We start from the raw sequence: 14523 nt of genomic DNA on the forward strand, positions 1-14523 counted from the left end.
GCAATCTGATGCTTTAATGCGCAAAAAAACGGCGGTTTTGTATGAAATTTAAGCCTATTTGCGCTTCCCGTAAAAAGGGTTCGGATGATAGGGATTTAGCATCATTTTGTCACTTCGATGCGTTGAGTTCTGATGGATTTTTACAGGAACGACTCAGGCGTTGACTCGTGAGCACCATTGGTACGGATTAAATTGAGTATCGTTTAAAACCGCGTGTTGCGACGGTTGTGTACTATGGTTGTGTACTATGCTGAGTGTGAGTTGTCAGTCGCGTGTGTCTCTTCTTACTTGTCTTTTTTTACAGGTTTGTTCGTTTACAGAGAGGTTTTTGTGGTTGCGCTGCCCCCTGTTGCTACTCCCCCACTTCACCTTGCGCGAACTGCGCCGGAGCATTGTCCTGTTCTTGAGCGTGATCGTGCTGAGCAGTCACAGCTACGCCGTTTATTGCCGGAATTACTGGAACTTGAACGTTTAATGCATCGTGGCGCAGAGCGCATGGTGTGTCGAAGCGAGGCCGCTGTTGCGGTAGACGATTTGCAATTGCCGATTTACTCCGTGGCATTGGGTAACCCAAACCGAGAGTGTCCTGCTATTTTGCTGACCGGCGGTGTGCATGGTGTTGAGCGCATTGGTACTCAAGTGATACTGGGCTTTTTGCATTCTTTGGTAGAGCGACTGACTTGGGATGCGTCGCTGACGAGACTACTTGATGAACTCTATGTGGTCATGGTGCCGATTGTGAACCCTGGTGGTATGTATCACAACTGGCGGGCCAATCCTAATGGCGTTGATCTTAATCGAAATGCGCCAGTGGATGTGGATTGCGATGTAGGACGCTCAACCCCTCTTATCGGTGGTGGTCAACGCTTTAGTCGTTACCTACCGTGGTATCGTGGTAAAGCGGGTAAAGAGATGGAAGTCGAGGCTCAGGCGTTGGAAAAGGTCGTCTTGCGAGAATTGACCCCTCGGCCAGCCTCATTGGTGTTGGATTTACACTCTGGCTTTGGGTTTCGAGACCGGCTTTGGTTTCCCTATGCTTATCGCCGTCGCCCGATCAGTACGTTGGCGGAATATATGTCCCTTAAGCTCCTGTGGGAGCGCAGCTACCCCAGTCAAGCGTACCAATTTGAACCCCAATCTCAGCATTATTTAACCCACGGGGATTTGTGGGATTTTTTGTGTATCGAGATGCAATACGATTACAAGCAATTGTTTTTGCCGTTGACTTTGGAGTTGGGGTCATGGAATTGGGTGCGCAAACGACCTCAGCAGATGTTCAGTCGATTGGGGTTATTTCACCCAATGGTGCCCCATCGTCAACAACGCGCACTTCGAGATCATCAACTTTTATTGCATTTTATGTTGAAGGCCACCAGCAGCTATAGCGCGTGGCTACCGGATTCAAAAAGTCGCGACAGTCTTCACCAAGCGGCATTGAATCTTTGGTATCAGGATTTACTCTAAATAGGGTGAGAACAAATTACGGTAAAAATAAGCTTCGGTGCGAACCAATCTACGTACTTGAAGGTTACGCATTTGAAGATTACGCACTTGATCAAGAGATGGGCGTTTCAAACACATTTCTGTAAACGGGCAACATTATGACCTGGATTTGGTTAAGGGGATTAGGGCGCGAAGCCGGGCATTGGGGTGGATTACCAAACCACGCAGAATCTTTGTTAAATGAGCCGATTATTACTCTGGATATACCGGGGTGCGGGCGCAAGCGTCATCAATCGTGCCCTTTGAGTATGGGGCCAATTGTGCAAGAGCTGATGCGTGATGTGGATGACGCCTTGGTCAGTATCGGGAATCGTGCGCAAGCAATGTCGTTTCAATCGAACGATGCTCAATCCAGCAGTACTCAATCCAGAAGTACTCAATCTAGAAGTACTCAATCTAGAAGTACTCAATCCAGCGAGGCACGGCCTCCGTCAAAGGCGGTGGCCGTGAGTTCGTCGTCGTTTAGTTCGTCGTCATTTAAAGTGTTGGGTTTGTCCTTGGGAGGGTTGGTTGGGTTGCATTGGGCCAGTGTCGATCGGCGTGTGGAGCGTTTGGTGGTCGTCAATAGCAGTAGTCGATTAAGCCCTTTTTATCATCGATTACGGCCTTTGGGGGCAATGAAATTGTTGAGTGCGGCGTTGGCGATGGATAAATCGCGAGAGCGTCGGGAGAGGCGGATTCTTTCTGCGGTCAGCAATAAGCCTCACCGAGCCAAACAAGTGGCGCCACTGTGGTCTGAAATTGCCCGTCATCGGCCCGCTGCACTCACACAAGTCTTTCGACAATTACTTCTGGCCGGAGCCACCTCGGTGCCGGCGCTCGATCAATTGAAACATTGTCAGCTTACCTTTTTGGCCAGTCGTGGTGACCGTTTGGTGGATTATCGTTGTAGTGCGCGTTTGGCCCAGTTCTACCACAGTACGTTGAAGCTGCATGACAATGCTGGGCACGATATACCTCTGGATGATCCTGAGTGGTTACTTACGCAAATTGCGGCGCTAGAAGTTGATTGTAACTCGCCGCTGACGGGTTGCTAATTACAGAATGTTCAGTCACGCTTCTCTGTAATGATTCCACTGTCATCACTGAGGAGTGACGAATGACCTTACAAAAGGGCTCATCGACTGCGGTATCTGATTCAGATTCTGAATCAAAAAGTCAAAACAGCACAGTATTGGTAACCGGGGCGGCCAGTGGCATAGGTTTGTCTATCAGCGAGAGTTTGGCGGCATCCGGCCACCGTGTGATTGTGTCGGATATGAATGAAGATGCGGCATTGAGTGCTGTTGAGCACATTCGAAGCCAGGGCGGTTCCGCCGAGGCGTTTGTCCTGAATGTGACCTCACAAGACAATATTGATGCCGTCTGTGAGCAATTCCCCCACATTGATGTCCTCATTAATAACGCTGGCATTCAGCATGTCTCAAAGCTGGAAGACTTTCCCGCCGACCGCTGGAAGTTGTTAATTGATGTGTTGTTAACCGGGCCTGCCATGTTAACCCGGGCTGTGCTACCGGGCATGAAAGCCCGCAATTATGGGCGCATCATTAATATTGGTTCCATTCACGCCTTGGTGGCATCCCCCTATAAAAGTGCTTATGTGGCAGCCAAACACGGTTTGATTGGTTTTGCCAAAACCGTTGCCTTGGAGTTGGGTGAGCACGACATCACGATTAATACCCTTTGCCCGGCGTATGTGAAAACGCCGCTCGTGGAAAAACAAATCGCCGATCAAGCGCGAGAGAACGGTATTTCAGAAGACGCGGTCATCAACGATATTATGTTGGCACCCATGGCCAAAAAATCGTTTATTGCGTTGGAGGAATTGTGTGGCTCCATTGATTTCTTTTTGTCACCGGCGGCCCGAAATATGACCGCACAAACCATAGTGCTTGATGGTGGCTGGACGGCGCGCTGAGATCAGAGGTGGGCGCCATCAATAAACGTATTGTGTAGCAAGTTTAGACTTTTCGTGTGGGTAATTAGGAGTGTTGGATGGAAAGAGGTGAGCAAGCCCAAGTCATGCAGTACTTGGATAAATACCGTGGGTTGTTTAATGCGATGGCCCAAGAAGTGATGAAGCGAATGATGTCAGGTGGTGCAAGGGCGGAAATCAATCCGTTAATGAATACCGATAAGGTCATGAAGATTTTATCGCGCAGTGTGAAAGTGGACCCTAGCCGTTTAATGCAGGAGCAAATGAAATTTCTTGAGCAGCAAATTCATTTGTGGCAACACACGGCAGAAGCGTTTATCAGTGGTAATAATCCTGAGGTTGTGGTTTCTCCGGAGCGCGGCGACCGTCGTTTTAAAGATGAGCAGTGGGACAGCAATCCCATGTTCAGCTACTTTAAACAAGCCTATTTATTAAATGCGAGTTTTCTCAATAATTTTGTGGACATACTGGAGTTTGAAGATCATAAAACCGCTGAACAAGTAAAATTTTTCACGCGGCAATACATTAACTCGCTCTCTCCGACCAATTATTTATTGACCAACCCAGAAGTGTGTCGAGACATTTTAGAATCGGAAGGGGAGTGTCTCGCGAAGGGCATTGATAATTTTATGCGCGATTTGGAGAACAGCCCACTGGAGGCGTTTAAAATCGGGCAGGTTGATATCAATGCATTTAAATTGGGAGAGCATTTAGCGACGACCCCTGGGGAAGTCGTGTTCGAAAATGATTTATTTCAATTAATTCAATATGCCCCAACCACTAAAGAGGTGTATGCCACACCGTTGTTGGTGGTGCCGCCGTTTATTAATAAATACTACATTCTTGATTTAGACGAAAAAAAATCCCTTATTCGTTGGTTGGTGGGGCAGGGCTATCAAGTCTTTTTAATGTCTTGGGTCAACCCTACCGAAGACCATGCGGAGAAAAAATTCGATCATTACATTTCAGAAGGGGTTGTGACGGCATTGGATGTGATTGAAAAGATTGCCGATGCGCCTTCTATCAATGTGGCGGGATATTGTATTGGTGGGACGGTGGTGGGAATTGCCGCCTCCGTATTGCAAAAACGCAATGATAAACGCATAAATTCAGCGACCTTTTTAACCACGCTGTTTGATTTTTCAGAACCCGGTGAAGTTGGTAATTATATTTCAGAACAGTCCTACCCGATGATTGAGCAAAGTGCCAAAGCCAATGGTTACTTTGATGGTCGTATTTTGGCCTTCAGTTTTAGTTTATTGCGTGAGAACAACCTCTTTTGGTCGTTCTTTATTGATAATTATTTGAAGGGTAAAGATCCGACTCCATTTGATATTTTGTATTGGAACAGTGATTCCACGAATATCCCTACCGATGCTTTTCTGTATTATTTGCGCAATATGTACATGGAAAATCGCCTGCGTGAACCAGGCGCATTGCATTTGGATGGGGAGTCTATTCATTTGCAGCGTTTGGATGTCCCCACCTATGCATTGGCCACCGTGAGCGATCATATTGTGCTATGGCAGCAAGCTTATGAGAGTGCCAAATTGATTGGTCAAATGACGACAACGCCTAACCGTAATGTTCGTTTTGTCTTGGCTGGTTCTGGTCATGTGGCCGGTGTGGTGAATCCGGCTGACGGCGGCAAATACGATCATTGGGTGAATGAATCTTTACCAGAGAGTGCAGAGCATTGGTTAGAGTCAGCGACAGAAGTGTCGGGCTCTTGGTGGAAGGATTGGGACCAGTGGTTGGCATCGCGTTCGGGGGAGAAACAATCGGCCAACGCGCAATTAGGCAGTGACGAGTTTCCACCCATTGAGGCTGCCCCTGGGCGTTATGTAAAGGTGCGCTTGGAAAAAGCCCCAGAAGAGGTGATTGCTCAGGCCCAGGCGATGCATAAAGCCAATGTGGGCGATAACCCTGATGATAATGCTGCAGCCCCTTCGTCATCCCAGTCAGACAGTGGTTCGGTAAAACCTAAGGCTAAGCGGACACGACGTAAGCGCACGCAAGAGCCAGAAAAAACCCAGTAATGTATGACCAGTAATGTATGAGCAGACGAAACCCGGCGTGCATTTTTGCCGGGTTTTTCTCTCATGGAATCGCAACTGAGATTGGGCTGGAGGCTAACCACGATAAGTGGCGCGAATCTTTGGCTGACGATAGGAATCTCGCTATACTGGTTCCATCGGAACACTTACAGGACATGAACGCGAGAAACAGTGTGATTATTATTAAAAAATATCCGAATCGACGCCTCTATGACACCTCCCAAAGCCAATATGTCAATTTGGAAGCCATTAAAACCATGGTGATGAAACACCAAGAATTCCAGATTATCGATTCCAAAACAGAAGAAGACCTCACCAAAAGCATTCTGCTGCAAATTATTTCTGAGCAAGAAACCAATGAAAACCAATCGGTGCTAACCAATCAGTTGCTGAAACAGTTAATTCGATTTTACGATTCCGATATGCAAGTGTTCCTGCGCATGTACTTAGAGCAGAGCATGGCTAATTTCTTAGACCAGCAAGATGCGATGCAAAGTGTCATGCAAAACATCATCGACTCCTCACCGATGGGCATGTTTGGCCAAATGTTTGAAAAAAACATGGACTTCTGGCGCAACATTGGCTCTTCTGCATCGCCTTCCAATTCAGATAAAAACTCGAAAGAATAAGAGCAGTATCTTGTTATAAAAAACCTGTATATTATTTTGCTGCTATGCAGCAAAAAGGGTTTGACCACTAATCTAGTTGTTTCTATTATCTGTATTATACAAATTGTGCAATGCAGCATAACGATCCGGAAGGATATCAACTAGGAGATAACACATGTTTGACAAGATTGTAGAACAAGCTCAAAGCGCTTATAAGCCTCTGAGTGAAATGATGACCATCAATGCAGAAGCGATGGAAAAACTGACTGAAAAGAACACCACATTGTTCACTGGTATGATGAATGATGGCATCACTTACGCTAAAGACTTGGCGGCTCAAAAAGATTTGGCAGGCATTTACGAAACTCAAAAGAGTTATGCTGAAAATATTCAAGAAAAAGTAATGAGCGCAGCCAAAGACAGCTACAGCTTAATGACTGACACTTCTGAAAAAGTAGGCGAAATCTTGAATGGAGCTTTTTCAGAAATAAAAAAGTTTGAAGCGGCAGCTATGCCGCAAACCTCAGCGCCTGCAAAATCTGCTAAAACAACCGCAACCAAAGCCAAGACAACCAAAGCAGCAACGGCAAAAGCCGCTGAACCTGCTAAGGCTGACTGATTTCGGTTGATCGTTGTTTGATAGCTGTATTGAGGAATGTGTTAAAACAAGGAGGTTAAGCGGCAACTGTGTTGATTTTCTTATTACTATAGATTTTCGTATTTCTGTAGGTCTATTCGTTTTGTACCGAGAGCACTTCTTTGGGCTTTACGTCTTTGGTCTGTTCAATGCCTTTGGTTTTCAATATTGGTATTCTCGGTGCCCCAGCGTTCGCTAGCGAACACTTTCAGTGTTTTGGGTTCACTGAGAGTTTTTGGACTTATCCATCAGCTTGTTGTAGCGCTTGTAGTACCTAGCCCGGCTCTGCTGGGCTTTTTTATCGATAGCCTTTCAATCTGGATTAAATTGTTTATTTATCCAAAAGCGCTTTCTTCGTCTTTTTGTCTCTTTTCATCAGACCTTTTAGATTTTAAATGTATCGATATTGGTTTCTGGGCCGATTATTTTTTCATTAAAATTCCTCTCCCTGTCGCAAAATATTCTCTTGTGAAAAATATGGTCTTCTACACTAGCGAAAGGATAGGAGAATAAGGATAGGAGAATGAGGCAACCTAAGAGGAAGGGATGTAAATATGGACCTTAAGCATGTGAAGGCCGCTATAGAGCAGGGTACACCTTTAATGGGAGAAAATTACTCCGAGGTGGACTTCTCTGGTGTGTCTCTGTTAGGGGGAATTTTTCTTAACTGCAATTTTTCAGGCGCGTGTTTTAATAATGCTGAGTTGAGTCGTACGAAGTTTTCTCAGTGCTATTTGAATGACTGTGATTTCTCTCATTGTGAAAAGGAAGACATCAGTTTTTTTGAATGTGAGCTCAAAAACGCCACGTTTTCCGGGAAGTTGGTAGGCGTGTCTTTTTGTAATTCTCAGTTAGTGGGTGTGCGCTTTTATCGGGCTTTTATGGATAGGATAACGTTCAGTGAGTCTGATCTCTCCGATGCTTTATTTTGTCAATCGAATGTAAAACGCACCACGATTGTGGATGTGGATACGCATAATTTGGCTTTACAGGAAGTGGATTTTTACGATGTAACGTGGATGAATGGTGATTTTCGGCATTGCACAGTGAAAGATTGTAACTTTAATCGCGTTATGCTGATGGAAAGCCAATTTGCCAATCAACAGTTTGACCAACTTCAGTTTATTCATTGCACCTGTAGTGAAAGTCAGTTTGAGAATTGCTCTTTCGTCAGCAGTTTGTTGGATGATTCTAATTTCAGTCAGTGTCAGTTTGAACGTTGCGATTTTTCAAAAGCTTCCTTGTCACGAGCTTTGTTTATACAAAGCAAAATTAAACACTGTAATTTTTCAGATGCGTCCATGGTGCACAGTAATTTTCATGGCGCGACGGTTCAAGACAGTTCGTTGGATCGGGCCAATCTTACGGAATCATGGCTTAAGTCGGTGGACATGCAAACGGTGTCTGCACTGGACTCCGTCTTGACTCGAGCGTGCTTGATTTATGGCAAAATCATCAATTCTGAATTTAATCGTGCTGTTGTTAAAGGTGCATTGGTACATGGACTGGTGGAAACTGGGTGTTCTTGGCACGGTGTTGAGCGAGAGCATTGGGATCCGGTGGCACCGGATGAGATGGCCTCTGAGTCCAGTTCTGGCCATGTGATGTTTAGCGGAGTATGGAAAAAATTAACGAGCCGATAACTCTTTTTGGAATTGTCGGCTCGAAGCGCTTCGGTTCATAGGGGCTTTATAGTTTCCTAAGCATAGTTCCCTAAACTAAACATAGTTCCCTAAATATCGCTCTTTAAAAAGAACACTCAGCGTGAATTAGAAATGTAAGGTGAAGGCAGCGTAAGGACCGTCCATTGTGAGATCTGCATTTAAGTCGTCCAGATCATCCAGCTCCAGTGCCATCCGGCGGTAGCCAATTTCCACCCCGGCATCCAATACACTTTCATAGGCATAACCAATTTTTGCCGTAAAATCATTCAGGCTGTGACCACTGTAGGAGATCAGATTGGCGTCCGCCCCAACGTAAAAGCCGCTGAAAGGGAGGTCAAATTGCGCTTTGCCGTAAGCCATCGGAATGACCGCATCCAAATCAATGGTTTCGGTGCCGGCGGTGTCACCTGTGACTTCGGCTTCTCCTGTGAAAGCGCGGAAGGTGACGCCCACGTCCAGCGATACCCAGTTGTCTAAGATTTCGTAGTACAACGTGGCGTCGGCATGGGTGAAATCGAGGCTGGTGGCGACATTTTCATCCACTGAAAAGGTGACATCATCCAACTGGAAGGTTTGAGTGAGCACGGTGTCAGCGTCAATGGTGAGGTCGGTGTATTGAAGCCGAACATTGGGAAGGAGGGGAACCGGGTGCTCCAGGGCCACGTAGAAAAAATTATTGGTTTCGTCGTCTAATCCGAGATCTTCTACTTCGATGCTTTGGACACCAGTGTTACCGCTGTAATCGGAATTCCAGGCACCCACTCCGGCGTAGATACCCAGAATGGTGTCTGCTTGGCTGACCCAAGACAGCGAGCATAATGCCCCTGCCAGCGCAAAAGATAACGTTGATGATTTCATGGTGAAATTCCTATCGTGAATGGGATCGAGCCATGCCGAAAGAAGCTCTGCAGCAATCTGTATCGACCAAATCTGTATCGACCAAATCTGTATCGACCAAATCTGTATCGACCAAATCTGTATCGACCAAATCTATATCGACCAAATCTATATCGACCAAATCTATATCGACCAAATCTATATCGACCAAATCTATATCGACCAAATCTATATCGACTAAGAGAGATGCACGGGCTTGGCTCGATGATGAAAACGTTAATGCAAACGGTTTAATGATGCTTTGGCGCTTAGTTTTGGTATTTATGACGTATTTATTTTATATCTTGACTGAATTTTTACCCTTGGTTTTGAGGTTCTGTCCTCATCTTTTTGTTGTGCTTTTCAGATTAGGGTAGACCAACTCAGCCCTGGTTGCTGTGAACAATAGGTGTCGAGTCGGCGTACTGCTTGAGCAGTTCCAGAAAGGCTTGGCTGGCATTGCTGAGGCTGCGTTCTTTGTGATAAACGCTCCCCAATATTCTTTCTACGGGAGCATTGATATTCAGTACCGTATGCTCGTCTGCATCTACCAGAGATTCTGGTAGCAAGCTCCATCCTAATCCTATACCGACCATCATCTTTATGGTTTCCATAAAGTTGGTTGCCATAGTTAATTGTAAGTTTAATCCTTGTTTTTCGAAAATACTTTTCACCAAAGATGTGGTGTAGGTGGAGGTTTCGGGCAGGATTGCCTCGTAGTCGCTGAGTGCTTTGAGTGTTAGCTCAGGCATTTGAGATAATGGGTGGTTATGAGCGGCGACAAAATACAGCGGATCGCGCCAAAGGGCTTGGGTCACAAGCTTGGGGTGGGGCTCGGGAGGCAAAGTAATGACGGCCAGTTCCGTTTCACCGTGTAACACTCTTTCATTGGCTTTTTCGGAGTCTTGAAAGGCTAAGTCCAAAGCAACCTCTGGGTAGCTGTGGCAGAAACGCTTTAATACTTTAGGAAGTCGATGCAACCCGATGTGGTGACTGGTTGACAGTTTTAAAGATCCACGCACTTCGCCAGAAAGTTCAATAATCATTCTCTCGGCGTCGTAGACATTACGCAAAATATCGCGCGCATAGGGCAGCAGGGCCCGACCCGCTTCGGTTAGTGTGACCACTCGGCTAATGCGGTCAAACAAAGAGCACTGGAGTTGTTGTTCCAGTGCAGCAATACGCTTACTCACAGCCGGTTGCGTAAGGTGTAGGGTGTCTGCGGCGGCAGAGAAAGATCCTAAATCAGCAACTCTGACAAACGCTTTAAGGTGTTGTGTATCCATAGGGCACATTCAATACCATTCCGGTTGGTTATTCAATACATGAAAAAGATGAATTTGTTTTATAAAGTGTCTGCATCTAGAATATTTATTGTTAAAACCCATTCTGTTGGCAAACAGTGTCATCGTTTATATCGATGTCGTAGTAGGGTATTTCACCATATTGATTGGCCCGCTTATTGACTTTTCGTTATCAAGGTCATCTTGTGGGGAAATCATGAGATGAGGCGATGGCTGTGGGTTTTCTTAATCGTGAAAACCTAATATGAAAAAACAATATTAGCCAAACCTAATACTTAATAAATTGATTAGGCAAGATATGTGCCTAATTTCGTGATTAGCATGCGCTGCCTTTGTATTCAGAACCCAAAATTCGGGATTCGAGGTGGGTATTTGCGCCGGATAGCACCGGCCAGAGGTCATTTATGGCAAGTAAAGACGGTATCTCTAAAACATTGTACGACAAGTTGTGGGAAGCCCACTTGGTAAAAGCCAGAGAGGATGGTTCAGCGCTGATCTACATTGATCGGCATATCGTTCACGAGGTGACTTCACCGCAGGCCTTTGAAGGGCTGCGTTTGGCGGGTCGTACTCCTTGGCGAGTCGACAGCATCGTTGCCACTCCAGATCACAATGTGCCAACTTCTGTCACCGAAAGGGCATCGGGTGTTGCGGGTATTGAAGATCCGGTGTCCCGTATACAGGTGCAAACCTTGGATGATAACTGTGATGAATTCGGTATTTTGGAATTCAAAATTAATGATCAACGACAGGGGATTGTGCATGTTATTGGCCCGGAAAGTGGCGCTTGTTTACCCGGTATGACCATTGTTTGTGGTGATTCTCATACTGCCACCAATGGTGCTTTAGGCGCATTGGCTCACGGCATTGGCACGTCGGAGGTAGAGCACGTATTGGCGACCCAATGTCTGGTCGCGAAAAAAATGAAAAACATGCTCGTGAGAGTGGACGGCAAGCTCGGTGTGGGTGTCACGCCAAAAGATGTGGTATTGGCCATTATTGCCAAAATTGGGACGGCGGGTGGAACGGGGTATGCCATTGAATTTGGTGGTCAGGTGTTCCGCGATATGTCCATGGAAGGTCGCATGACGGTATGCAACATGGCGATAGAGGCCGGTGCTCGGGCGGGTATGGTCGCGGTAGACGACATCACCATTGATTATGTGAAAGGTAGAACCTTCGCGCCAAATGAAGCCCAATGGGATGAGGCGGTGGCGTACTGGAAAACCTTAGTGACGGATGAGGGCGCTGAGTTTGATCAGGTGGTTACGCTGAGTGGGGACGAGATTGAGCCTCAAGTCAGTTGGGGAACGTCTCCAGAAATGGTGGTGCCGGTTGGTGATACGGTTCCCAACCCAGAAGGCGAAGCGGATACCACGAAAAGATCGGGTATGGCTCGGGCATTGGCCTACATGGGGCTCAGTGCGGGTCAGAAGATCACCGATATTCATTTAGATCGTGTTTTCATTGGCTCGTGTACTAATTCTCGGATCGAGGACATTCGCGCTGCTGCTGAGGTGGCTCGTGGTAGAAAGGTGGCGGATTCGATTAAGGAAGCCATGGTAGTGCCGGGGTCGGGTATTGTGAAAGCTCAGGCCGAAGCAGAAGGGCTAGACAAAGTGTTGGTAGAGGCCGGTTTTGAGTGGCGTGAGCCGGGATGCTCCATGTGTTTGGCCATGAATGCCGACAAATTAGGCAATGGCGAGCATTGCGCATCCACCTCTAACCGCAATTTTGAAGGGCGGCAGGGGTACGGTGGTAGAACCCATTTGGTCAGCCCGGCAATGGCGGCGGCAGCGGCCATCGCTGGTCATTTTGTCGATGTACGCCAGTGGTTGAAATAGCGTCGTTAATGGGTCAAGAACCTTAGGCCATGAACCTTAGATCATGAAACTTAGATCATGAAACTTAGATCATGAAACTTAGATCATGAATCTGAGGTCATGAATGAAACTGCGCCGTCGACACAATGACGAGTGTTAGGAGAGTCTATTATGAAAGCGTTTACGCAGCTAAGCGGAATTGTCGCGCCCATGGATCGTGCGAATGTCGATACTGACATGATCATTCCCAAAAACTTTTTAAAATCCATCAAGCGCTCAGGGTTTGGTAAAAATCTATTTGATGAATTACGTTACTTAGACGAAGGGCAGCCAGACCAAGATTGCAGTGGGCGTCCCATCAACCCAGAATTTCCATTGAATTTTCCGCGCTACCAGAATGCGCAAATTCTACTCGCGCGTGAGAATTTTGGTTGTGGTTCTAGTCGTGAGCACGCCCCTTGGGCACTGGACGATTACGGATTTCGATGTGTGATTGCCCCCAGTTTTGCGGATATTTTTTACAATAATTGTTTCAAGAATGGCTTGTTGCCCATTGAGTTGCCCTCAAGTGCGCTGGACAGTTTGTTTCAAGCGCTCTACGACAACGAAGGTTTTACACTGAATATTGATTTGGCGGCCCAGACGGTCACCACACCTGCTGGCCAGGTGTATACCTTTGAAGTGGATGAATTTCGTAAACATTGTTTGTTGAATGGATTGGACGATATTGGTTTGACACTGCAAGAGGCAGACGCAATTCGCGAATATGAAGAAAGGGTGAAAGCGCAGCGCCCTTGGTTGTTTGGGGCGACGGCATCTAAGTAAAAAGAAGTACGGTCACTAAAAATACAATTATCAGAAAACACGATCATCAGTAAACACAACCATCAGTAAACACAATCATCAGAAAACACAAAACAGAGAATGAATCATGAGCAGCAATGTATTAGTCATTGAAGGGGATGGTATTGGGCAAGAAATCATCGGTCAGGCCCGAAACGCATTGGATGTGCTCAATCAACAAGAATCGTTAAATATGACGTTTTCAGAAGCCATGTTGGGTGGTCGTGCTTACGATCAATATGGTCACCCTTATCCAGAGGTGACCCAGCAAAAAGCCCGTGCTGCCGATGCCATTCTGTTTGGTGCTTGTGGTGGCCCTAAGTGGGACGGTGCCACTGAGCGTCATTTGCGTCCTGAGCAGGGCCTGTTAGATATTCGCGCAGACTTGGATTTGTTTGCGAATTTCCGACCGGCCATCGCGTTTCCTCAGCTGGTATCGTCCTCACCGTTAAAGCCAGAGAAGGTGGCGGGGCTTGATTTGTTGATTATTCGTGAATTAACCGGCGGGATTTATTTCGGTCAGCCTCGTGGCATTCGCACTCTCGAAAATGGTGAGCGTCAAGGTTTTAATACGGATGTGTATTCTGAGTCTGAGGTGCGTCGCATTGCCAAAGTGGCCTTTGAGGCGGCTATGAAACGTAACAAGCGAGTGTGCTCGGTAGACAAAGCCAATGTGCTTGAAGTGACGGTCTTGTGGCGAGAAATGATGGAAGCGGTGGCAAAAGACTACCCAGAGGTAACCTTGACCCACTTGTATGTTGATAACGCGGCGATGCAGTTGGTGGTGAATCCAAAACAATTCGATGTGATTGTAACGGGTAATCTATTTGGCGATATTCTCTCTGATGAGGCCTCTATGATTACCGGCTCCATTGGTATGTTGCCTTCAGCATCGTTAAATGAAAAAAGTACTGGATTTTACGAGCCCATACACGGTTCAGCGCCGGATATTGCCGGCAAAAACATCGCCAACCCCTTGGCGACGATTATGTCGGCCGCAATGATGTTGCGATACTCATTGGCGGCACCCACGGCAGCGGAGCGCTTGGAGTCGGCAGTCAGTGCTGTATTGGATCGTGGTTTTCGCACCGGCGATATTTGGTCAGAAGACAGCGAAGCGCAAGGCCATAAAAAAGTCTCTTGCTCAGAGATGGGCGATGCCGTTGTCAGTGCATTGAAGGCGCAGTAATGTTGAGCGGCCTACCTGCGTCGTTCCGATAACGGAGCTCCCCGAGTGTGGCGACTTCACAACATTCTAACTTCACAACACCT

Annotated in this window: 14 protein-coding genes; 11 read left to right on the top strand and 3 right to left on the bottom strand. The window is 46.7% G+C overall.

Annotation, left to right across the window (positions count from 1 at the left end; all coding sequences use genetic code 11):
• The first annotated feature begins 330 nt into the window (after window positions 1-330).
• From LU351_RS10260 to LU351_RS10295, 8 genes are all read left to right on the top strand, one after another.
• Window positions 331-1464 (top strand): DUF2817 domain-containing protein, encoded by a 1134-nt coding sequence (locus tag LU351_RS10260; protein ID WP_232593982.1) that lies wholly within the window; start codon window positions 331-333, stop codon window positions 1462-1464.
• A 137-nt stretch (window positions 1465-1601) separates the two neighbouring features.
• Complete coding sequence (locus LU351_RS10265; protein WP_232593983.1) at window positions 1602-2540, top strand: alpha/beta fold hydrolase; 939 nt, start codon at window positions 1602-1604, stop codon at window positions 2538-2540.
• A 62-nt stretch (window positions 2541-2602) separates the two neighbouring features.
• Window positions 2603-3421, top strand: a complete 819-nt coding sequence (locus tag LU351_RS10270) for a 3-hydroxybutyrate dehydrogenase (RefSeq protein WP_232593984.1) — start codon at window positions 2603-2605, stop codon at window positions 3419-3421.
• A 77-nt stretch (window positions 3422-3498) separates the two neighbouring features.
• On the top strand, window positions 3499-5478 hold the full coding sequence (gene phaC, locus LU351_RS10275; RefSeq protein WP_232593985.1) for a class I poly(R)-hydroxyalkanoic acid synthase: 1980 nt from the start codon (window positions 3499-3501) through the stop codon (window positions 5476-5478).
• A gap of 17 nt (window positions 5479-5495) precedes the next feature.
• Window positions 5496-6125 carry a polyhydroxyalkanoate synthesis repressor PhaR gene (phaR, locus tag LU351_RS10280; RefSeq protein ID WP_232593986.1) on the top strand — a complete coding sequence of 210 codons (630 nt, stop codon included), beginning with the start codon at window positions 5496-5498 and terminating at the stop codon, window positions 6123-6125.
• Between the two features lie 154 nt (window positions 6126-6279).
• Window positions 6280-6723 carry a phasin family protein gene (locus tag LU351_RS10285; RefSeq protein WP_232593987.1) on the top strand — a complete coding sequence of 148 codons (444 nt, stop codon included), beginning with the start codon at window positions 6280-6282 and terminating at the stop codon, window positions 6721-6723.
• A 198-nt stretch (window positions 6724-6921) separates the two neighbouring features.
• The gene (locus LU351_RS10290; protein ID WP_232593988.1) at window positions 6922-7254 is read left to right on the top strand and encodes a hypothetical protein; all 333 of its coding nucleotides are present in this window, start codon (window positions 6922-6924) and stop codon (window positions 7252-7254) included.
• A 41-nt stretch (window positions 7255-7295) separates the two neighbouring features.
• Window positions 7296-8384, top strand: coding sequence for a pentapeptide repeat-containing protein (locus LU351_RS10295; RefSeq protein WP_232593989.1), 1089 nt, complete (start codon window positions 7296-7298; stop codon window positions 8382-8384).
• A gap of 126 nt (window positions 8385-8510) precedes the next feature.
• Here LU351_RS10295 and LU351_RS10300 read toward each other — a convergent pair whose 3' ends face one another.
• The 3 genes from LU351_RS10300 to LU351_RS10310 form a co-directional block, all read right to left on the bottom strand.
• On the bottom strand, window positions 8511-9263 hold the full coding sequence (locus LU351_RS10300) for a TIGR04219 family outer membrane beta-barrel protein (protein ID WP_232593990.1): 753 nt from the start codon (window positions 9261-9263) through the stop codon (window positions 8511-8513).
• A gap of 10 nt (window positions 9264-9273) precedes the next feature.
• The gene (locus LU351_RS21040) at window positions 9274-9468 is read right to left on the bottom strand and encodes a pentapeptide repeat-containing protein (RefSeq protein WP_416053950.1); all 195 of its coding nucleotides are present in this window, start codon (window positions 9466-9468) and stop codon (window positions 9274-9276) included.
• Window positions 9469-9664: 196 nt separating this feature from the next.
• On the bottom strand, window positions 9665-10567 hold the full coding sequence (locus LU351_RS10310; protein ID WP_232593992.1) for a LysR family transcriptional regulator: 903 nt from the start codon (window positions 10565-10567) through the stop codon (window positions 9665-9667).
• A gap of 422 nt (window positions 10568-10989) precedes the next feature.
• Here LU351_RS10310 and leuC point away from each other — a divergent pair, with 422 nt between their 5' ends.
• The 3 genes from leuC (at window position 10990) to leuB (ending at window position 14440) form a co-directional block, all read left to right on the top strand.
• Window positions 10990-12429 carry a 3-isopropylmalate dehydratase large subunit gene (leuC, locus tag LU351_RS10315; protein ID WP_232593993.1) on the top strand — a complete coding sequence of 480 codons (1440 nt, stop codon included), beginning with the start codon at window positions 10990-10992 and terminating at the stop codon, window positions 12427-12429.
• Window positions 12430-12579: 150 nt separating this feature from the next.
• Window positions 12580-13233 (top strand): 3-isopropylmalate dehydratase small subunit, encoded by a 654-nt coding sequence (leuD, locus tag LU351_RS10320; protein ID WP_232593994.1) that lies wholly within the window; start codon window positions 12580-12582, stop codon window positions 13231-13233.
• Between the two features lie 106 nt (window positions 13234-13339).
• Window positions 13340-14440, top strand: a complete 1101-nt coding sequence (gene leuB / locus LU351_RS10325; RefSeq protein ID WP_232593995.1) for a 3-isopropylmalate dehydrogenase — start codon at window positions 13340-13342, stop codon at window positions 14438-14440.
• Window positions 14441-14523: the final 83 nt, after the last annotated feature.

It is taken from the genome of Marinibactrum halimedae, from assembly GCF_021234875.1.
Lineage (GTDB): Bacteria > Pseudomonadota > Gammaproteobacteria > Pseudomonadales > Cellvibrionaceae > Marinibactrum > Marinibactrum halimedae.